The sequence below is a fragment of the Candidatus Kapaibacterium thiocyanatum genome, assembly GCA_001899175.1.
GTDB classification, from domain to species: domain Bacteria; phylum Bacteroidota; class Ignavibacteria; order Kapaibacteriales; family Kapaibacteriaceae; genus Kapaibacterium; species Kapaibacterium thiocyanatum.
Map to the genome: position 1 here is coordinate 270981 of MKVH01000021.1, position 21751 is coordinate 292731.

Annotated in this window: 13 protein-coding genes; all 13 read right to left on the minus strand. The window is 60.2% G+C overall.

Going from position 1 to position 21751, the window contains the following annotated elements:
* Window position 1: 1 nt before the first annotated feature.
* Window positions 2–1843 (minus strand): hypothetical protein, encoded by a 1842-nt coding sequence (locus tag BGO89_07360; GenBank protein ID OJX57780.1) that lies wholly within the window; start codon window positions 1841–1843, stop codon window positions 2–4.
* Window positions 1844–1854: 11 nt separating this feature from the next.
* Window positions 1855–2772: a hypothetical protein gene (locus tag BGO89_07365; GenBank protein OJX57781.1), complete on the minus strand. Its 918-nt coding sequence runs from the start codon at window positions 2770–2772 to the stop codon at window positions 1855–1857.
* Between the two features lie 22 nt (window positions 2773–2794).
* Window positions 2795–4894 (minus strand): hypothetical protein, encoded by a 2100-nt coding sequence (locus BGO89_07370; GenBank protein OJX57782.1) that lies wholly within the window; start codon window positions 4892–4894, stop codon window positions 2795–2797.
* Complete coding sequence (locus BGO89_07375; protein OJX57783.1) at window positions 4891–5676, minus strand: hypothetical protein; 786 nt, start codon at window positions 5674–5676, stop codon at window positions 4891–4893. Before BGO89_07375 ends, BGO89_07370 begins: the two co-directional genes overlap by 4 nt.
* Window positions 5677–5726: 50 nt before the next feature.
* Window positions 5727–6737, minus strand: coding sequence for a hypothetical protein (locus BGO89_07380; GenBank protein OJX57784.1), 1011 nt, complete (start codon window positions 6735–6737; stop codon window positions 5727–5729).
* Complete coding sequence (locus BGO89_07385) at window positions 6734–7621, minus strand: hypothetical protein (GenBank protein OJX57785.1); 888 nt, start codon at window positions 7619–7621, stop codon at window positions 6734–6736. The genes BGO89_07380 and BGO89_07385 overlap by 4 nt, the downstream gene beginning before the upstream one ends.
* Window positions 7621–9051, minus strand: coding sequence for a hypothetical protein (locus BGO89_07390; protein OJX57786.1), 1431 nt, complete (start codon window positions 9049–9051; stop codon window positions 7621–7623). The genes BGO89_07385 and BGO89_07390 overlap by 1 nt, the downstream gene beginning before the upstream one ends.
* A gap of 78 nt (window positions 9052–9129) precedes the next feature.
* Complete coding sequence (locus BGO89_07395; GenBank protein OJX57787.1) at window positions 9130–10212, minus strand: hypothetical protein; 1083 nt, start codon at window positions 10210–10212, stop codon at window positions 9130–9132.
* A gap of 20 nt (window positions 10213–10232) precedes the next feature.
* Window positions 10233–14408, minus strand: coding sequence for a hypothetical protein (locus tag BGO89_07400; protein OJX57788.1), 4176 nt, complete (start codon window positions 14406–14408; stop codon window positions 10233–10235).
* 119 nt (window positions 14409–14527) lie between these two features.
* On the minus strand, window positions 14528–17662 hold the full coding sequence (locus tag BGO89_07405; protein ID OJX57789.1) for a hypothetical protein: 3135 nt from the start codon (window positions 17660–17662) through the stop codon (window positions 14528–14530).
* A gap of 66 nt (window positions 17663–17728) precedes the next feature.
* The gene (locus BGO89_07410) at window positions 17729–19708 is read right to left on the minus strand and encodes a hypothetical protein (GenBank protein ID OJX57790.1); all 1980 of its coding nucleotides are present in this window, start codon (window positions 19706–19708) and stop codon (window positions 17729–17731) included.
* Window positions 19709–19847: 139 nt separating this feature from the next.
* Window positions 19848–21176 (minus strand): hypothetical protein, encoded by a 1329-nt coding sequence (locus tag BGO89_07415; protein OJX57791.1) that lies wholly within the window; start codon window positions 21174–21176, stop codon window positions 19848–19850.
* Complete coding sequence (locus BGO89_07420) at window positions 21173–21739, minus strand: hypothetical protein (GenBank protein ID OJX57792.1); 567 nt, start codon at window positions 21737–21739, stop codon at window positions 21173–21175. The genes BGO89_07415 and BGO89_07420 overlap by 4 nt, the downstream gene beginning before the upstream one ends.
* Between the last annotated feature and the right edge of the window lie 12 nt (window positions 21740–21751).

Sequence of the window (21751 nt, forward strand, 5' to 3'; positions counted from 1 at the left end):
ATCACTTCGCGAGCCAGGTGCGGCGTATGGTTTTCTGACGTTCGGACGGTGTGGCGACGTCGACGAGTTTGTAGACCTTCTGATAGTCGGGATCGAGGGTCGTGGCATAGATGCGGCCATCGCACTGTGCCGTGATCTGGACCGCACCTCCACCTGGTTCGGCGACGTACTGGTCGAGCTGGGTAACGGACGTGACGCGTTTGCCGTGAACGGCGATGATTTCGTCGTCGATGCCGATGCCCGCCTGCGCCGCAGGCGACCCGTCTTCCACGGCCTTCACCACGATGCGACCGCCTTCCTCGCGGCAGCTCCACCCGCAAAACAGTGTCACAGGTACCGAAGCGAAGGTACGATTCTCGCCGAAGGTTATTGCCTCCGCACGCTTGTCCTCGATGGACAGGCGCATCCCGACGGCGCCGAGGATTTCGTCGTAGGGCAATTCGTCCGTACCGTCGAGCCAGGTCATGAGCAGTTCCCGCAACTGCACTCCCGTTCCCCGCTCGAGAAGGGCGATACAGTCGGCCTCGGTGAGACCCTTGTCCGGACTCGCCTGGTAGTTGGCCCAGAGCGTACGCAGTCCGTCATCCAGCCTCTTCTTGCCGTCCGTATGGTCGATGATGTAGATATCGAGCAGCAGGAAGATGACGCCACCCTTCAGATAGTAGGACGGGAAACGGTTGTTCGCGTCCGGACTCTGCATGTAGAGCTTGAGCCATGCGAGAAGGGAGCTGTCGCGGACGGACATCTGACGGCGGCCGGGTACACGCATGAGCCTGGACACGTGATCGCGGCCGAGCTGGGCGATATACTCCGTTTCCGTCGTGAAGCCGCAGCGATAGGTGAGCAGGTCGTCGTAGTAGGAAGTCATCCCCTCGGCCAGCCACAGCATGGGTGTGTATGCCTCGTGACGATAGTCGAAGGGGCCGAGCTCGACCGGACGGATGCGCTTGACATTCCAGAGATGGAAGTATTCGTGACACAGCAGGGAGAGGAGGTCGATTCCCTTGGTCTTGTCGAGCAGCGCGGACGGATCGACGGCATTGACCGACGACCGCGTGTGCTCGAGGCCGCCACCCGCTCCGGGATAGGCCTGGACGATGAAGACGTAGCGGTCGTACGGCACTCCGCCGAACAACTTCGCCTCGGTATCGACGATGATCTTCAGTTGCTCCGTGAGCCACCTGTCGTCGAGCGAATACGGTCCGACCAGCGCCAGCTCGTGTTCCGCACCGGCTGCGGTGAACTTGCGGACGACATGGTCACCGATCTCGATCGGCGAATCCGCAAGAATGTCGTAGTTCAGCGCTCCGAGCAGAAGGCCCGGCCCCGGCGTGCCACCGGGATAGACGGGCGACAACTGCGTCGATACATTGGGCCAGCGATTCGTGTCGTGTTTGAGCAGGACGTGATGGATTTCCTCCGTACGCCCTTCGACGTACATGAGCGTCGCCACCGGCATCAGGAAAGCATGCCAGCGGTTGATGTGGTTCGTACGGACGGTACGTTCCAGACCGTAGACGACGTAGTCGAGATGGATTTCCGATGCACCGCCGGTCGTGATCTCCAGCGACGCCTTGTCCCGCCAGCGCGAGACGGCGGGTTCGCGTTTGCCGTCGACGATACGCCAGGCGCGGACGTTCCCCTGATAGCCTGCGTAGTCGCGGATCTTGTAACTGCCCGGCGCCCACGATGGCATCACGCACGTAAGCGTACTTCCCTTCACGTTCGTGACGCGCATGGAGACACCGACGAGGTGCTGTGCGGCACGATCGAACGACAGTTCATAGACGATGTCCGCCGTGGTGCTTACGAGCTGCTCGTCACGCTGTTCTATCGAATACATCGAGATTCCTTTCAGCGCGACCCGAAGTACGTCTTCTCCATGAAGTCGCGTTCAAATTTCTGTTGCTCATCGTTTCCGTTCTGCGTCGTCGATGCACCGGCCATCGATCCCGGAGCATCGTTGCCGGTCATCTCACGATAGCGCATGCGGTGCTCCTCGATCTCCCTGCGCTTGGCCGCGATCGACTGCTCGATATCCCGACGATGCCAGGTACACCAGTTCTCGTTCTCCAGATCCTGTGCCAGGATGAACGGCTCCTGGCCACGCAACCTGTCGAGCTTCCGACGCTCCATCCGGAGACGCGCGTCGAGACGCTCGGCTTCACGCGACAACCGCTCGAGGTCCCAGCCTTCCATCTCACCGGCCGCCGCATCGTCCGCATTCAACAGATCGACGATGCTCTGCAACTGCCGGATGTTCTTGTCCCTGTAGGCATCCTGTACACGCTGCCATACACCGGACAGTTCGGGTTGATCGCCGACGGCATCGGGATGGAGACGTTTGGCCAGCGTACGGTACATTTTCACCAGCTCTCCATCCTCGGCATCGTCTCCACGTTCCGACGTGGCCTTGTCGCGTTCGTAGGCCGTCATGTCGAAGGCCTCCTTCATGCGCTGGCGCAGACGTGCATATTCCTTGTCCACGATCAAGTTCACCATCTGCACGATGTCCGGCGTGATGCGTTCGCCACGTGCGACCTTGATGCTCAGCAATTCCACACGACGGAATATCTCCGCACCTTCGAGGGCGAGCTTCTGCCGCTCCTTCTCGAGGTCCCCGAAATGCCGGTCGTAGATGGCGAGCAGTCGGGGCCTCTCGATGGCCGACAGCCTGTGCCATTCCTCGGCGACTTCACGCAGCGAGGCCCTGTACCGGGCACATTGCTCGCGCAGTCGTTCGATCTCGGGATGTGTGGATGGGCTCGTCATCGCTATTCGATATCACTGGCTATCATGGAGTTGCCGGAACCGGGCGCTCTTCGCCGACGCCGTATCGCGAAACGGCCATTTCGGCCAGTGCACATGCCAATGCCAGCACGATGCATAGCGGCCAGAGCTCGGATCCCGTCCGTGCACGTTGTATCTCGCTCATCATATCGCGCGATGCATCCAGTACCGTCACATGATCCGGAACGGATACCATCGCTGCCGTTTCCTTCTTCCATGCTTCGTCGGGAAGATACGTCAACATCGATTCATCCGTCGGCGCATTCACGCTCACCGTCATGACGGCCGCGGAATCCGGGGTCACGACCTTCACGACACCTGCCCGATACTGGGCGGGTATTGCAAGCACCGGTCCCGACGGCAGACGTGCAGGCAACAGTTCGGTTGCCGCTCCCGTGGCATCGACCAGCAGGAAACGATCCCTGCCCGACAGCCTGGGCGGTACGGGTACCGTGACGGGTTCACCCGGGCGGGCCTCCACGCCCTTGTCCCGTGGCGCCACGAGATAGGACACGCTGCGGACGAGGACCGTAGGGAACAATCCCGTCACCGGGAACGTGCCCCAGGACGGATCGTCGCCGACGCCGCAGTAGATCACACGACCATTGCCCGAGGATATCTCCGTGAGGAGGCTGCCGCCACCCGTACGAAGGAGATCGAAGCCGCCGCTGGCGGGACGAAGACGTCGGATGCGCGGGCTTTCGACCTGACGCACATCACCGCTCCCGCCCTTGAATACGCCCTGGAACAGCGGGTGGGCACGTTCGACGTGCGTAAGCTGCCACGGATCGTCCTTGGGCGACTCGGTCAGACCGGACAATGAGAGCCCGAATGCCGAAGCGAGTGAGGCCGGAGCATCGCCGTCGGCAGCGAACAGCACGAGGCTACCGCCGTTGTCGACATACTGCCGAAGTATCGCGACGTCGCCCGACGTCACGACACCGCCATCGATCATGATGACGTCGAACGCAGAACCGGTGGCTGCTGCTTCGGATGCCCGGACGAAGGCCGTGACCTCCGGAGCGGATGCCCCAAGACCCGGGAGCTGGAGTGCGACCTTCGCGAACGGAAGGTTCCCTACCAGGGCCACGCGTGCGCGATCCGGGACATGAATTCCGGCATATCGCACATTGTCACGATCGATAGCATCGTTGTCCAGTTCCATCGACACGGCGATCAGTCCCCTGCGCTGCGGCGGAGCCGACAGTACGATGGATCGTGTTCCACCCGCCGGGAGGTCGAGAGCGCGCTGTGCGACGCGCACGCCATCGAAGGCCATCGACACCATGATGGCCGAAGCGTCCTTGTCACTGCCGTTCCGGAGCCAGGCTTCCACTTCCACGGGTTTGTCGGGCTGGAACAGTTGCGTGAGCACACGCATGGAGTCGATGGAGATATTCTGCTCCAGCGCAGCCGTGCCCTTGCCGATCCTCACCAGGAAGACGGACGCATCGCGGTCCAGGATGGCCGAACTGTCCGGCCCGTCCCGCAGCACCAGACTCGACTGCGCGTCGCTCACGACGTAGACTTCGCGGTGCGGATGCAGGGCATCGTCGAGAAGCGGCCGAATAAGGCGCATCGTCGATGGCATGTCGGCCTTTCCGTCGGCCAGTCTCATGCGGTCGATCTGATCCTTCGCCGCCGCGAAGGTGCGCGTGAAGGAAATGGCCCTGCCATGGTCGAAGGAAGCCAGCGGTATCACCGCCACTTCGTCCCCGTCCTTCAGTCCCGTCACGATACTCCGTGCCGCCGCCTGGGCTTGACGGAACCGCTGCCCCTGCTGGTCGGCAGCCTCCATGCTCGCCGAATTGTCCACGAGGATGACGACACTCGCATGGGCTTCCGAACCGAGTAACGGAAGGTTGCTCTGCACGGTCGGGCGCGCGAAGGCCAGCACGGCGAACACGACGATGAGCGTCCGCAGGATCAGCAACAGGATCTGTTGCAGCTTCAGCTTGCGTACGCGCGTCTGCTGCAGCTCGAGGAGGAACCGGAGCGAACTGAACTCGATCGTACGCAGCTTGCGCAGATTCAGCAGATGCAACAGCAACGGTATCCCGGCGGCAGCCAGACCCAGCAGAACGAACGGATTGAGAAAATTCACGCGAGTTTGACCAGACGTTTCAGTTCTTCCACCTCTTCACGGGTGAGATGACGATACTCGCCACGGTTCAGACCGCGCGTCGTCAGGAATGCATAGGACTTGCGGTCGAGACGCTTGACTTCGTATCCCATTGCCTCGAAGATCCGGCGTACTTCGCGATTGCGTCCTTCATGGATCTGGAGCATGACGTTATAGTGATCGTCGGGATCGATCACGACTTCGCACGGAGCAGTAGGACCGTCTTCGAGCTCGATGCCGTGGGCGATCTTCCGCGCATGCTCCGGACGCAGCGGCTGATCCAGGCGCGCACGATAGACGCGCGGAATCTCGTAACGCGGATGCATGAGGCGGTTGGCAAGATCGCCATCGTTGGTGAGCAGCAGCACACCCGTCGTATTGCGGTCCAGCCGCCCTACCGTGAACAGCCTCTGCTTGATACGCACGATGTCGAATACGGTGGCACGCCCCTTCTCGTCGCTCGACGTCGTGATGGCATCCTTCGGTTTGTTGAGGATGACGTACGTGAGATGCTTGTACCTCGTGATGGGCTCGCCGTTGACGTCGACGATATCATGGATGCCGACCTTCGTACCGAGCTCGGTCACGACCTTGCCGTTGACGCGAACGCGTCCATCCCGGATCAGTTCGTCGGCATGACGACGCGATGCGACACCGGCGTCGGCGATGGCCCTGTTGAGTCGTACGGGCACGTCTGGCGCCACATCTTCCTTCGCCCTGGTGCGGCGCGGACCGGACTGCTTCGCGGTCTGCTTCTTCGCCACACCCTTCTGTGCTGGCCGTGACGGACGTTTCATAGTGTATTCCGATCTTCTTACTTCGTTAATAGTTCATCGAGAGCTCGGCCGACCGTATCGGGCCGGATGCCTGCAAGACACTCGTGCGTACCGATCGGACATTGCCGTGAACCGTGCGGACTGCACGGCCGACATGCAAGATCGGCACGTTGCACGACTTGTGCACGTTTTCCGTACGGTGCGAAGCCGAATTCGGGGACGGTCGGACCGAACAGGGCCAGAACGGGCACGCCCTGGAGCGAGGCGATGTGTATCGGCGCACTGTCGTTGGCCACGACCGCCCTGGCTCCACGAATGGCGGCGGCGGCCTGACGCAGCGTCGTACGTCCGCACAGATCCACGACTCCGTCACCCGTTCCGATGCTGCCCGCCAGCGATGCATCGCCGACGATGACGACCTGCCGTCCGCTCCGACGCAGATCTCCGACGAACATGCGGACATGCTCCAGCGGCCATTGCTTCGTAGGCCATACGGTTCCGGGAGCGACGACGACGTAGTCCTGGCCGATGCCTTCCGCATCGAGGACCGAGCGAACGAACTGCCGATCTTCCTCGGTACAGATATCCAGACTGCCGACGCGTTCCTTCGTCCATACATCGTCGGGCAGCATGGGACGAAGCAGGGCGAGCTGCCGGTCCGCATCGTGCAGCGGCCACGGATAGACGATGCGGTCGGTAGCATAGCGCCGTGCCGACGCATCGTCGAACGTCACCAGACGCGGCGCACCGACGGGCTTCACGAGCATCGCCGTGCGGAAGCTCTTGTGAGGAACGAGGACCCAGTCGGGTTTCATATCGCGCAGCTCGGCGGACAAGGCGCGCCGCGCCGCAGCGCCACGATGACGTCCGCGCTTGTCGAACACGACGACGTCCTCCGCATGCGGAAGACCGTCGACGACGGCAGCGGCCTGCGGAGTGGTCACGAGGACCCTGCGCACGCCCGGAAACGCGTGTCCAAGGGCACTCAGCAGTGGAAGCGAGAGCAGGACGTCACCGAGGAAGGCCGTTTGCACGACGAGAACGGTCATACATCGTCCTCCCTCCATCGCCGATGCTGCCACGACCACATTCCCGGATGTGCCCTGACAGCATCCTCGAGAGCCTTGACGTGACGTTCCGTCAGGATACGCACTCCCTCGCGATCGTTGGGGATATCGTCCATACGGATAGCTTCGAACGGAGCGACGTACCCGCCGTCGGCCTGTCGTACCGGGAACGCCGTATACATCTGCGCACCGTATCGGAGAGCGAGTGCGGCCGGAGCCTCGTAGGTCGGTGTCGGACGTCCGAAGAACGGGATCCATGCATCACGCTGGGGATTCGCGTGCTGGTCGGCCAGGAAGGCCACCGAACCACCTTCGTCGAGAACCTTGACGAGGGTACGGGCAGCATTGCTCATCGACACGAGGCGGTTGCCGAACTTCGTTCGGTAGGAATTGAGCAGGTCATCGGCGAAGCGGTTCTTCTGCGGATGGACGACGATGGTGAAGGCCGTATCGGCATGGAGGGCACCCGCCATAGCGAGCAGTTCCCAGTTCCCGTAATGACCCGATACGAGGACGCTCGGCTCACGTCGTTCCGCACGGGCGCGCAGGGCCTCGATACCGGGAATGACCATATGTCTGCGGATATCGCCGGCACTCATCGAGGGAATCGCGAGCAGTTCGGCCAGCGTGATGCCGAGGTTATGGTACGATTCGCGAACGATGGACCGGATCTCTCCGGAGGCCATCGACGGAAAGGCCCGTTCGACGTTCGTCGTCGTGATGTTCAGTCGCCGTCCATCCAGCTTCATCATCGCATCGCCCATGGCACGGCCGATGCCGATGCGCCGGCGGATGGATGCGGCTCTGCTCAGGGCTCCGAGTGCAAGCAGTCCGCCCGTGACGATACGATCGGAAAAGCTTCCCATCAACGCGTGCTGGGGCGCAGCGATTCGGTAGGATTGGGATCGGGGCTGAAGGCCTTGGCATACCGGTTGAACCAGTTCTCGTCACGCACTTCGCCGATATAGGTCGAGTGCACGAGACGGTGGTTCTGCGTCAACTGCCAGTCGACGAAGTAGAAGGAGACACCACCCTGCAGTCCTTGATAGAACCATACTTCATAGGGCTTCGTGTCCTGCGTGAGCACGAACTGCTCGATCTGCGTGGGAATGCCGTAACGCAGAAGGATTCGTCCGCGATCCGTCCGCCATCCGTCCTTGAACGTCGGATTGCTGTAGAAGGCCTGGGCCCGCTGGTAGGCCTTGCGGAAATCGTCGAGACGTTCGTTGTCGGGCGTGGTGGGATCGGGATCGCGCATGCGCCAGAAGCGGTAGAGGTACTTCTGCTTCGCACGTTCGTCGATACAGCCTTCCAGCGTGATGCGCTCGGCAGGTGTAGCGATCACGTTCGAGAGATCGAGCTGGAGCTTGAGCCGCTCCCCTTCCAGTACGGCCCATTCCGAAGCCTGGAACTGCTCGTCCTCGGTCAGCATCACCGAGCCCTGCGGAGGAAGCTCGGGATTGAGGACGTAGAACCGCTCTTCCGCCATGGCATAGGTCGTGACGAGGTCCATGGACTTCACACTCATGCGCAGCAGGTATACACCGCTATGGATGGCACTGGCCGGGATGTCCACCCGCTCCACGAGGGCATCGCCCAGTCCCTGCTGCCGTACGTAGTTCGTCATCATTTCGCGGCGGACGTTATCCAGCACTTCGTAGACGACGACGAAGGAATCGAGCTTGTTCGTCTTCGTGTTGTAGATCTCGCTGTACAGGGAAATGGTGGGATCCGTACCGATGCATTCGTGACGCGGATTGGGCATGGCCTCCACGCCGTTCCTCATGAACCGGGGGTCGAGATCGTTCTTGCCCGTACTGCGCGTGGTGAACATGAGGTCACTGACGTCGACCTTGTCGGTATAGGGACGCACGATGACCGGGAAGGTGGAATTGCGCGCCGTGGAAGCATCGTTGATATCGTAGGCCGTGAGCTCGGCCAGGTACTGTCCGGGCTTGACATCGAACGACTGCACTCCCGTATAGTAGAAGCTGTGCTCGAAGCGTGGTGTGGACGACGTGGGTGACACGAGCCATTCCCTGGACATGGTATCGCCCTGCGTCGTCTTCAGCATGAGCCTGAAGTGCAGGCCACCGACGAAGGTCGACTGTCCCGGTACGTAGCGAAGAGCCGTGTCGGGGAAGGAATAGTGGAACTCTAGTCGTACCTGCCGTTCCTGGGCTCGGAACTGTAGGACGTCGCACACGAGATCCAGCTCCTTTGCGGAGCCTTCGATGCCGACGGTTACCAGAATGGCCACGATGGCGAAAAGCCGGTATGCGGATGCGATCTTCATGATTGGGAATCCCTGAGAACAAGAAATGCCGCCGGTCAGGCATGACCGACGGCATTCGTGATGATCGTTGAACGGCGCTTAGTTGAAGCGCAGCGAGATACCGAGTCGGTTCACGAGGCCGAGGCTGCGAGACGGATTGATCGAATAGTCGATCGAACCTTCGAAATCTCCGCCGACGTACTTGAGGCCGACGCCACCGGCCAGACCGAACTGATCCTGACCGAAGCGATAGCCACCGCGGATACTGACGAATTCACGGAACGTGTATTCTGTACCTAGTGCGAACTGCTCCGAAACGTCCGAGAAGGTCTCGAAATCGCCCGCGACCAGCCATTGGTGCGTGACAGTGCCGTCGCCTTCGACTTCCGGATGCTCGGACAGCACGCCGTTGAACATGTCCACTCCGAGACCTGCACGGAACGAGAGCGGAATGTTGAAGGACGACGTCTGGATACGCATGTCGAGAGGGCTGGTGGCGATACCACCGATCGGACGGTTCTGACGTCCGACTTCGGGACCGTCATAGGACTGCTGCGTTCCGAGACTGTTGACGGAGAAGCCGAGCATGATTCCCTTGTAGCCGGTGTTGTACTTCGTTCCGATGTCGAAGACGAAGCCCGATGCCGACATGTTCGTGAAACCGTGCTGAACGTACTTGGCCGTAACGCCGAAGGAAAACTGATCCGTCAGATATCCGGCGAAGGAGAAGCCGATGGCGATATCGCTGACGTTGTACACGCCACCCGTACCATCCGGCTGATCCGTCGTCGTGATCTTGATGTCTCCGGAGTTGAAGGACGTGAAGCTCACGGCTCCACGATACTTCTCCGAGATCGGCAGCACGACGGCAGCGAAGCTGTGGCTCATACCGGCGAACCAGAAGGTATGGTTCATGTCGGCAGCCCAGTTCTTGACGTCTGCGATACCGGCGGGATTCCAGAACAACGACGTGACGTCGTTCGAGATACCGCTATAGGCACCAGCCATACCGGTGGCGCGGGCGCCGACCGGAATCTTGAGGAATTGACCACCGGCAAGACCCACCTTCGTGAATTCTCCGGACGTCACACTGATAAGCTGGGCGGATGCTGCCACGGGTGCGGCAGCGATCAGCAGAGCAAGCAAGGTTCCGCGCATCATCTTTTGTACGTGATACTTCATGGGGGTTCTCCGTTAGGTCCTTACTCGGAATCACCGATGATGCGTGCCGGGCCCACTACGATCGAGAACTTGCGGATGACGCTGGCGCCTTCCGGTGTTTCGATCTTGGCAACCAGCATCTGGCTGGCAACGCGTTGATTGTTTCTCGTCATGAGATTCCACACGTCCATACCCATGCGGTCCGGGCTTTCGCTGGTGGCCTCATCGTGTTCGAACTTGCGGATAAGGTCACCGGCCGTCGTATAGATGCTGATCGTGGCCTTACGCGGCAGGCGCGTGAAGTAGATCTTGCCTTCATACGGCGAGCGCATGCCCTCGTGCGTGATGTAGTACGGATTGGGGACGACCTGAACCTGCTCGAGCTGGGCATCGGTGTAGTTCTGGTTCCGTGCACCCGGATCGTACTGCGCGACGTGTGCGTAGACCTTCGTGTAGTCGTACGGGAAGCCGAGAGCTCCACCGAGCGTGAAGAAGCGCACCTTGTCGCCGGCCTTGAAGTCTTCCGTAGGATACGCGGCAGGTGGTGCCGGCGTACCCGGAATGACGGCCTGTCCCGTACCGGAACGACGACCCTTCCAGGAATAGTCGATCACGAACTGTGCACCGCCCGTCGAGATGACGTGCAGGAAGTCCAGCGTATCCCGGCCCGTCGTGGACAGGACACGCGAACGATAGTAACGACCGGGCGAAGCGATCGGACGTCCACTGTTGGAGTCGGCGGCGAAGAGCCGACGACGGCTTGCCGTGTTGTCCCCGTTCTGCGAGTTACGGAAGCCATAGGCGCCTACCGAGAACTCGTCCGGACGAAGAGCCGACGGCTTGGGATAGTTCGCGAGATCGACCTGTTGCGTCGGAACGGCCTGGTCGACCTTCTTGTAGTCGAAGGGATAGCTGACCTTGTGCGTCGTGACCGCACCGTTCTTGTCTTCCTCACGATCGAATTCGATGAGGTTGCGCACCTTCATGTCGAGCCACTCGACGTTGTTGAAGGTCATGATGGACTGCTTGCCGGCGTCGCTGCCGCCTGCGTCGAGGATGAAGCCCGTCGTGACGTTCTCCGTACCGCCCGGAAGGAATTCGACTTCGTAGATGCCAGGACCGTTGTTGTAGCTGGCATCCCACATTCCCTGGAAGCCCGGGAACGGAAGTTGGAAGTACGCCGGTGGCGGATTGTCCGCACTCTGCGAATATCGCGCCGCCTGTGCACGGCCGGGGCCGATGTAGACGTTCTGCGGTCCCTGGATGAGCGACACGCTGTCCTGCGTGCGATAGATACCACCCCATTGCTGGATGGCGTAATCGAAGGCGAGGCCTACCGTACCGAGTGCATACTGGGCAGCGTTGAAGCACGATGCGTTGGTATAGAAGTTACCGTAGCGGATGAGCTTCTCGCGATTCTCCGGCAGACCGAAGTCCACCGTATCGATACGCGGGGGGACCGTGTTGGCCGTATCGTAGCGGAGGGTATCGCCATCCACCCACGTATACGTGTTCTCCGTGAAGTATCCAGGAGCGCCACCGGTATTGCTGAAGACCTGACCGGCCGGACAGAGTTCGGGCGGCAGTGCCGTGAACCAGTTGCTGATGAGCTGCTTCGTGGCCGAGTCGCGCATGAAGACGACGAGGGCGTACAGACCGTTCGAGTTCGGCGTGGACGGGTTGTTGTCACGGTCGAGACCGAACCATGCACGATAGAACTCGAGCTCGATGGATCGGCCACCGAAGATCTGGTTGAAGCGTTGCTCGTCCTGGATGAGCAGGCGGATGTTGTAGATACCGCCGAGGCGCGCGCCATTGGCGGAATCGATGAGGATGGTCACGTTCGGCTTGTCGCCGGGACGCGATGCCAGAGGCGTGGTCTTGACCACGTTCGGCAGACCGATGGCCCTGGTATTGAGCTTCGGAGGCGTCGGAAGCAGATAGTCGCCTTCGTCGTACGCACGGATGGCATAGTAGTAGTCGACGTTGTTGATCAGCTTCTCGCTGTTGTTCGGATTCGGCGAATAGAGTACACGACCGTCGCCGTTGTCATCGCCTTGATCGTAGAATGTACGACCGTTGGTGATCGACCGCATGTAGCTGGCGATGACGCCGCGACGGACTTCGTTGGTCTCTTCCCACGGACGCAGGACGATACGCGTATCGAACTGGTCGGGTCCGGTGGGTGTCATGACCGTATCCTTGAACAGGAACGGAGCCATCTTGATACGACGTGCGAGGATGAGCTTGATGAGGCTGTCGTGTGCACGCTTGGACTGCAGCGAATCCAGACCGAACCATGCCGGACCCGTCGCTCCGCCGCGGTTGACGTCGGGCAGCGAGTCGAACTGCGTCGTAAAGTACGTGAAGCGGATGGAGTCGAGCTTGTCGAAGCGCGACACGTCGATCATGTTGTTCGCTCCTACCACCAGTTGATAGGTGGAGGGACGGCGGCTCAACAGATCAGAGAAGTAGGCTCCCCACGGACCGGCGAACGATATGTTCCGTGAGACCAGGAACTTGCGATCGGTACGACGGATGGGATCGGCGAGCGTGAACTCGTCGATGTTGATTCCGTTGTTCGGGATGCTGACGTCGGACTTGATGAACGGGCTCAGCATTTCGTAACGGCCGATCTGCTTCCAGCCGAGCGGTCCGAGACGACGCGAGGTGATGTCATCGACGTTGAACGAATCGAGATCGGTACGACGAGCGCGATAGATACGATAGCCGAAGAAGTCCAGACCACGCTCGAGCGTATCGATGGACATTTCCGACGTCGAGTCCCACTGGATGACCATGGCGTTGTTCAGCGGCAACCATCCCTGTGCGGGTACGGTGGCCATCGATCCGCCGGCATTCACACCCTTGATGATGGAATAGTCCGGAGCGCGGGGTGCGCGGAATTGATTGTCGTAGACGAACTGTGCGAAGCGGACCTTACGGATCAGCTCGACCATGTCGGCTTCCGTGCCCGTTGCATCCTTGCCCGTCGCCGTTTCACCGAGGATGATGCCGATCACGATACGTGCCGAATCACCGGGGCGGACGTTGAACGGTCCCGTAGCCATGAGCAGACGGATGTCGCCGGCGGGACGCTCACCGTCACGGATGGCCGCAGCCATGAAGTTGTAGCGGTCTTCGTTTTCGAGCGGGTCTTCTGCGATCGGCCAGTTACGGAACGTACGCATACCGAGCTGCTCCGATACCGGGAACTGGCGCTTGTCCTTGCGGAGGAAACCATCGGCATCGACGGCAGGGCTTTCGAGGAAGTTGAAGCCGAGATAGCCGAAGCCCTGGTTGGCTTCGCCCTGATCGCCGTTCGTCCATTGGATGGCAAGATTGAGCGTCGTGTCCGTATCGTAGAACTTGGCCTTGTCGTTCGCGGCACCGCGCTGGAAGTTCGTGCTCAGCGTGATGTCGACGTCGAGCAGACCACCCATCCAGCACTGGAAGAGCGTATCCTTGAAGCTCTCCGGGTGGATGAACATGTACTTCAGGAAGACCATGTCGCGATAGTCACCGAAGCCCCACGAATAGATCGTCTGTTCGATCTGGAAGCCGAGGGGATAGCCTTCTGCCTGGCGCTTGGCGGTACCGCCCTCGTACAGGCTCAGGTCGGTGTCCTTGTAGACGGCGAAGATGTCTTCTTCGGAAATGAAGGCTGGGCCCTTGGAATAGGTTGCCTTGTTCCGTGCCGTGATATCGCCGATGTACTTACCGTAGTAGTTCTGGTAACGCAGCGTATCGTTGGGATCGGAGTCCCATACCGGCCAGTTGGGGGAACCGGCCAGGAAGGGCGTACCGTCGCTGGCGTTGAAGTCCGTGGAGAAGTACGTACGGTACTTGCTGACGCCGTCGGCGTCACGCTTGATCTCCTTGCCGTCCTCGATGGTACCGGGTGCCATCCAGGAATTACCGCTGTTGGGATTGTACGTGACCATCACGCGCTTGCGGTAGGCATCGCTGTTCGGCTGACGCTTGAGGGCGGCGAACCATGCACCGGTTGCGAACAGGTACTGGTTCTGACTGCCCCGCGGCCACAGACCACCGCCACGACCGTTTCGCACGTCGAAGCCGAAGATCCCGTAATTCGTCGTATAGAACTCGAAGTTCGACACGACATTGAGCTGCTGGTCGAATGGCCCGGTCGGGTCACGCTGTATCTGGTCGCCCTGGTTCTTGCCCTTGAGCGTATCCTTTGTCCGAGCGTCCATAGCTCCGACAGCGACCAGCGCCACAAGAAGCACGGCTACCAGAGACCTGTACCACCGGTGGTTCATATGTACCTCGAAGAAATGTTTTGTTCTCTGTTTCATGGTCGTGTTGCTGCGGATCAGAATCGGAACGTCACGCCGAAATAGACCTGGCGCGGGAACTGGTAGTTACCCTGCTGGGCGACGACCGTCTGCACGTATTCCTGATAACCGCGATACGTTTCATCCTGCGTTACGATGCCATCGCTGTTATAGTCGATGCGCTCGTTGTAGAGGCGGCGACCGACACGATCGTACTGCGACGGAGCGACCGTTTCCTTGCGGCTCTTGTCACCCGTCTTGTAGTAGGCTGCTGCCGGGAAGTCCCCGGGCACACGGTTGAGAGCGAAGCCGTCGTAGTCCGGGCTGCCCGTACGCGTGTAGTAGCGGATGGCGTCGGTGAAGTTGAAGAGGTTCGTCGCATCGACGAAGATGTCGACGGACGTGTTGCCACCGATGACGTCACCGAGGGGGATGTTCCGTACGAGACGAAGTTCCGAGTTCCAGTTCGCCGGGAAGCGGCCGGAGTTGATCTGCCCCGTCGCTTGACCACGATAGTCGACCGGTGTGTAGGGCAGACCCGTCTGCCAGAAACCGGAGAGCGTGAACGTCACGTGTTCGAGGAAGGCAATGCCACCGATCGTGGGACCTTCATCACGACCCCATTCGAGGCTGATGGCACCGTTGACGCGATGACGACGGTCGTAGTCCAGCGGGAAGTCCGTAACCGGATAGGCAGGCTGACCCGTAGCCGGATCGAGACCGACGGCGACGGCCGAGTTGTTGGCCGTACCCGTCGCCTGGGCGAGGGTGTAGTTGAGGTTGAACGACCAGTTGTTGGTCATGCGCTTCTGGAGCGTGAGCTCGAGACCGCGGGACGAACCGTAGTCGGCCAGGATACGCTGATAGAACGGAATCGGAACGATCCGCACGTAGGCGAGACCGGCCTGATTGTAGATGTCCTTGTAGTATCCCGTAGCCGTGATCGCGATGTCATCGTTGAACTGATGATTGTAGGCGATCTGATACTGGTTCGTACGCTGCATTTCCATGTTCGGGTTACCGAGAACCTGGCTGCCGCGAAGCTGGAAGGCGTTGAAGGAGTCGTAGTAGTCGGACCACGGCGGGGCCTGGTAGTAGATACCGTACGACAGGTTGAGGGTCTTGCGACCGTCATCGCTGACAGGATAGGTCACCGTGATACGCGGGCTGAGATAGAGCTTGGCCTTCGTGCTCGCGAAGCCGGTGGGGCTGCCGAAGGGATAGAAGATGTCGTATGACGTACGATACATGGCGTCCGAATTCATGTAGTCCACACGCAGACCGGGCGTGAAGACGAGACCCTTGAACTGGATCTGGTCCTGCACGAAGAAGCTGGCCGTGGTAGGCGTATAGGGCTTCTCGCTCGCGAGCTTGGCCGCTTCGGACTGCGGATCGTTCGGATTGATTTCGGCGTAGATGTTGCCGCCGTAATCGGCGCCGTAGACGTCATAGAACGGCGAGCCATCCCACGGATTGGCATTGTAGTGGCGCGACAGGCGCAAGAGACGGAGTTCGAAACCGGCCTTGAACGTGTGACGCGTGTCACCCGTCAGGAGGTTATGCGTGATGCTTCCGTCCACCTGCCAGAAGCGTGCATTACGGAAGTCGACGCCACCTTCGTTACCGCGTGCGGCGAAGTAGCCGAGCAGACCGTAGGGGTTGGCCGTGGACTGGAAGTCGCCGATACCCTCGACGTACCCCGTGATGGGATTGGGTGCCGTGACTTCGAGCAGGGCGAGACCATCGTCGGAATAACGCTGCGTACGGAGGTAGTCGTAGGCGTCGACGATCTTGTTGGGTCCTTGCGTATAGACAGTATCCGCGAACGACATGTTGTCTTCGGGATAGTAGAGATCGAAGCCGCTGAAGAGGCCGGGTGCATCACCGGTCTTGCGCTTGCCGGTTTCGGTGATCTTGCCGTTGAACGATACACGCAGTTCGTAGAACGTGTTCTCGCCGAGCGTGTGGTTGATCTGTGCGAAGGCGTTGTTGCTGAATTCCTGTACGGCGATCAGCTTGGCGTTCCGCGTGGGAACACCGTTGTACTGGGGCAGACCGTCGGCTCCGAGGATCGCGCGGCCGTTCATGTCGACCTTGTAGCCCTGGTCGTTGGCATAGAGCCATGCCCAGTCGGTACGCTCACCGTTCACCAGACCGTACATACCACCGACGAGGAGGAAGATGTCGTTGTTGAACTGGAACTTCAAACGACCCGTGATATTGCGGGACCACGTGCGGTTGTTCGGCATCATACCGAGATTGTTGCCGATCGGGTCCATTACCTGGAGACCGAAGTTCCGGTTGTTCTGGAAGGTGTTACGGACGGAGACGAAGAACGTCGAACGGCCGATTCCGAGCGGGCCACCGAGCGTAGCATCGACGACGTCCTCAAGGGGAGATCCGGCCTGGATACCGTTGTTGGCCTTGCCGAACAGGAAGGGAACGTCCTTCCTCCAGCGGAGGATACCTTCGAAGCGGTCGATCTTACCGGTCTTGACGACCGTGTTCACGACACCACCGATGGCGTTACCATATTCGGCACCGAAGCCGCCGGTCTGTGCCTGGACTTCTTCCGTGGCGAGAGGGCTGGGCATCGCCGCCGAAACCGTGGCGCCCGAGTTACCGAGACCGCCCGTGAACTGGTCCGTCACGGTAAGACCGTCGACGAGTACCTGTGTTTCCGTCGTACGCGAGCCACGGATATTGAAACCGTTGCCCGATACCTGGACGCCGGCAACACGACCGAGGGCCGCCGCCGTATTGTCGATACCGAGCTTGACGAGGTCCGACCCCTTGATGGCCCGGCTCGTTCCGATGTCGGTCGTGCTGACCATTTCCTTTTCGGCACTGACGTCGACGACCTTCGTCTGGATGCCGCCCTGGGCAAGCACGATGTTCAGCGTCACGGTCTGATCGGCCGAGATGCTTACGCGCTTGAGGGCCGTATCGTAGCCGATTGCCGTGATACGGATATCGTACGTACCGGCAACGATGTTGACGATGTTGTAATTACCATCACCTTTCGTGATGCCACCGCGTGTCGTTCCCAACACCCGAACCGTAGCGCCGGACACCGGTTTCTTATCCTGGCCTGTTACCTTACCCGTCAGGATGCCAGTGATGCCCGCCACTGCGGTCGCAGCCGACATGGCCATGGCGATCACGACGATCAAGTACCTACGCAACATGAATGTACTCCCATGAGGAAACGTCATGACAACAAATAATCTCGTTTGTGTTTAGCGAACCACTGACAGCGTACGCGTCGTGCGCACACCATTCTGCTCGATGAGGCAGTAATACGTCCCGGTTGCCAGTGTGCTCGTCGGAATGGAGACCGTCCAATCTCCCGTTCCTGCTGGATTCATCGACTGCATGATCGTCTCACCCAGCGCTGTAACGACGGACACGGTAATCGCGCCGTTGGTTACGTTCCTGATGGAAAGATGTGCGACTTCGTTCGCCGGATTGGGGCTGAGCGTGATCGCCGCATCGAACGTGCGTTCGTTCTGCACACTGCTGATGACGTTCAGATCCGACGTCTTCATCGGATAGAAGTAGACCTTGGCGGTGTCCACCGCAAGTTCGACGTTCGTCACGCGATCGCCCGGCAGGGTGTTGACCGAGTAACCGATATACATGCGGTCGTTGACGACATCGCACATCGTGGGGAAGTTCGCATTGACGCCGTCGGGCGTGATGTTCACCGGCGTCGACCACGTATCGTAGTTCTTCAGCTTGTGCGTGACGTAGACGTGGCCATAGAGACCATCGACGGTCGTCAGCGTGTCGACGTCGACCGTCGTGCGCGTCGTCGTGTCGACTTCCATGCTGACGACGTCGCCGTTCTTGGGAGCGGCATACGTCACGTAGATGTTGTCCTCTGCATCCATGCCCATCTGCGCATAGCGGCTGGGGCCGGTATACGGACGACGGCTGATGATGACGCCCTGACCGTTCCACGGCTCGGCACCACCTGCGGCACCCATGCGTGTGAGGGTGGAATCACCTTCACGGTAGTAGAGCAGACCGAGACCGGCCATCAGTCGCGCATCGTCGACTTCGTAGATGGTTCCGCTGCGGGGATTGGACGTCGACGGTTCCTTCGGTCCCGTCTGGATGACGTACGTCAGCGTCTCGCCGATGATGTAGTGCGCGCGGCCTTCCGAGTCGATCATGACGTCGAGGTGGGAGGTCGGTCCGACGACGGTGTCGGACCATACGCGGATCTCGTTGTTGCCCGTCTCGACCGAGTCGATGAACGTATGCTGTCCGGTGAAGACCAGACGGTTGTCGTTCCACGTCTGGCCATTGTCCGTGGACTTGCGCGAGATGATGTTGAGACCTGCATCGATGTAGGCCACGACGACCGTATTGTCACGGGCGGCGATGGCATACGTGTCACCGCCACTGCCGTCACGCAGCGTTCCACCGGAAGGAGGATTTACCGCGTTGGCACCGGTGAGCAGCATTTCCTGATCCCACGAATCACCGGCATCGGTCGAACGGCGGTACGCGACCTGATTGGCGTTGCTGCCCGTGAACCGGCGGTTGTAGATGAGATGGACATTCTCCTGTCCATCGATGGCGGCACGCGGCCAGAATGCCGAGTCGGCATCGACCGTCACGTCGAGGGGGAAGAAGTTGTCGTCGCCCACGGCGCCGTTGCGCCAGAACTTGATGGGGGCGTGGGACGGCGTCGCTGCGGAACCATCCTTGAACTGGATCAGGGAAGGCCAGCCCGTACGGTCCTGGTCGATCTTCTTGAATTCGGGGAGTCCAAGCGTCGGATTGTCGGGATCGGAGACTTCCATGAAGATGTAGTGTCCCCCACGGCCGTTGTTGTAGCCGGGTGCGCGGCTCGTGGCATCGCGCGACGGATCCTTGGAAGCCATCCAGAGCATCTGAGCGTAGGACTCGGCGCCTTCACGATAGAAGGAAATCCGGTTGGGCATCGCGCCGTTGGTCTGGAAGTCGTAGAACGTATAGCCTACCTGGACACCAGGCACGTTGGCCTGTGCAACAGGTGCGAGAACCTTCGGCATCGACATCGGAGACGTGATCTGCGACGTCGTACCCGGAAGGCGTTCGACGGATTGCTGGAATGGCACCGTCTTGAGCACGACCGTACCGTTCGTGCCAACGGATTGGCGCGGAACCGGCAAGGTTTTTGCTTGCACGGAAAGGGGTTGCTGTGCACCGGCATCCGTCGCACCCATTACGAGGCCCGACGCGATACCGATATGTACAAACAGCGTAGAGAAACGTCCCATAGTTGTCCCTATGTATAGATTCCAGAGATGTCCCCGTCTTAAGCCGCGCAATATAACAAGTTCTTCACAATGGCTTCGGAACGGCTTACAGACGTATCTGCACACCGTACAACAGCGAGTAGATCGCACCATACGAACTTGATGTACTGACGCCGCCGATGGCATTGGTACGGAACGGAACGTAGCGCGCTTCCGCACCCACCGTCAATGATACCGAACGATACAACTTGTATTCGCCCTGTATCCGGCCGTAAGCCAGCATGCCATCTTCACCGGCACCGAGAGCCGCACGTCCCTGTACGGCAAGGCCACCGGCATTCATGATCGATTGCTGCAGGAAGGCAGCACCCCATACCATCTGTTCCGAATTCATCGAAACCGACGTCTGACGAAAATACGTTCCGACAGGTGAGTCACCAGGCAGGAGCTTCATGATTCCGCCATCCTCACGAGGAGGCGCAGCAGCACGGGCAGGACCTTCGGGCGTCCCGCCGATACGTACGCTTCCCTCATGGGAGCGCTCCACGTCATAGGACGTGGAACCGACTTCGAGACCGAACACGCTCGACGGCGCGACGGCATATCCGAGACTTTGCGAGATCGATCGAACGTTCGAGGCCGATGGCAGCGACGTCGTCATGCCCTGCGTGTACAACGTCGCAAGCAGCACTTCCATGGGATAGTCGGCTTCGGCCACGGCAACCTTGGCCGGACCGCACGTCGCACAGGCGGCACGTGGATCGACCACCGACGCGTCGTCACGATCCGTCGACGATACGTCCGGAGTACGTCCGCCGAACCATACGCTCAGGGGTATGGCCCTGCCGGAATCATCGGCATCGGCTTCCGCCATGCGTCGTTCCGCGGCGGCGCCATCCATATCGGAGTCACCGTTCACGACGGACATGACGAAGGCATCGTCCGTCGACTCGTCGTTCTGCACATCCATCCTCGTGCGTACCGTCCGGATGCGGGAAACGGTCGTCGCTGCATGACCGGCTTCATCGAACGCGTTCAGGGCAGGAAGTTCGGGAAGGAGGACGGCCTGATCTCCACCCGTCGTGAACCAGTCGTGGCCGACGGGAACGACGAGCATGAGTACGGCGGCGACGAGCGACAGAACCCGGCGGCGGGATGCACGTGCGGCGGGATCGATGGCGACGGGCAGGGCCTTATGACGGTCCTCGTCATCGTCGATATGAGCCAGAATGTTGTCGTACACTTCCTCGGCTACGTCACCGGGAGTATCGGCAATGGCGTCGTCCTCGCATCGCATGGCGATATGGACGAGCACAGCGGCGTCGAACGCTTCCTTGGCCAGTGGATCGGCGGCAATGAGCCTGCGGAGTTCCGAGTCTTCCTCGGGACTGAGCTCGCCGTCGAGATATTTCGATATGAGGTGATCCAGGATCATCGTTCGTTGAGTACCGGAGCCAGTAGTTTGCGCATCATCAGTCGTGCGCGATAGACGCGGACCTTGGCCAGTGAAAGATCGATACCGACGATATCGGCGATTTCCTGGTAGGAATGGCCTTCATATTCACGAAGTACGAGCGCCTCTCTCAGGGCGATGGGCAGATGCGTCAGCGCCTGCTCGATACGTTCCTTGAGGATGACATCGTGATCCACGACGTCGGGATGGGCATGGAACGTCTCATCGAAGGGTTCGTGGCTCGCCCTGCGCGTGCGCAGCAGATTGAGGCAGGTGCGTCGGGCTATGGAGAACAGCCACGAGCGCACGTTGTCGCCACGCAGTTCCCTGCGATGTTCGTACATACGGATGAAGGTTTCCTGAAAAGCGTCCTTGGCCAACGCGTCGTCATTCGTCATGCGCCTGCAGAACCGGTAGATCTTGCTGTGGAACTGATCGTAGAGCGAACGGAAGGCATCACGATCCCCGCTTCGGAAGGCAGCGAGGATCAGGGCGAGCTCTTCGTCGCTGATCGACCGGGCGCTATGATGATTGCTGGGTAGCACGACGCTCGGATG

What these genes read in the sequence shown, in the direction of transcription:
- BGO89_07395 (OJX57787.1), bottom strand. Translation starts at nt 10,212, where the DNA reads ATGAAGTATCACGTACAAAAGATGATGCGCGGAACCTTGCTTGCTCTG.
- BGO89_07415 (OJX57791.1), bottom strand. Translation starts at nt 21,176, where the DNA reads ATGATCCTGGATCACCTCATATCGAAATATCTCGACGGCGAGCTCAGT.
- BGO89_07385 (OJX57785.1), bottom strand. Translation starts at nt 7,621, where the DNA reads ATGGGAAGCTTTTCCGATCGTATCGTCACGGGCGGACTGCTTGCACTC.
- BGO89_07360 (OJX57780.1), bottom strand. Translation starts at nt 1,843, where the DNA reads ATGTATTCGATAGAACAGCGTGACGAGCAGCTCGTAAGCACCACGGCG.
- BGO89_07365 (OJX57781.1), bottom strand. Translation starts at nt 2,772, where the DNA reads ATGACGAGCCCATCCACACATCCCGAGATCGAACGACTGCGCGAGCAA.
- BGO89_07410 (OJX57790.1), bottom strand. Translation starts at nt 19,708, where the DNA reads ATGGGTGCGACGGATGCCGGTGCACAGCAACCCCTTTCCGTGCAAGCA.
- BGO89_07380 (OJX57784.1), bottom strand. Translation starts at nt 6,737, where the DNA reads ATGACCGTTCTCGTCGTGCAAACGGCCTTCCTCGGTGACGTCCTGCTC.
- BGO89_07400 (OJX57788.1), bottom strand. Translation starts at nt 14,408, where the DNA reads ATGGACGCTCGGACAAAGGATACGCTCAAGGGCAAGAACCAGGGCGAC.
- BGO89_07390 (OJX57786.1), bottom strand. Translation starts at nt 9,051, where the DNA reads ATGAAGATCGCATCCGCATACCGGCTTTTCGCCATCGTGGCCATTCTG.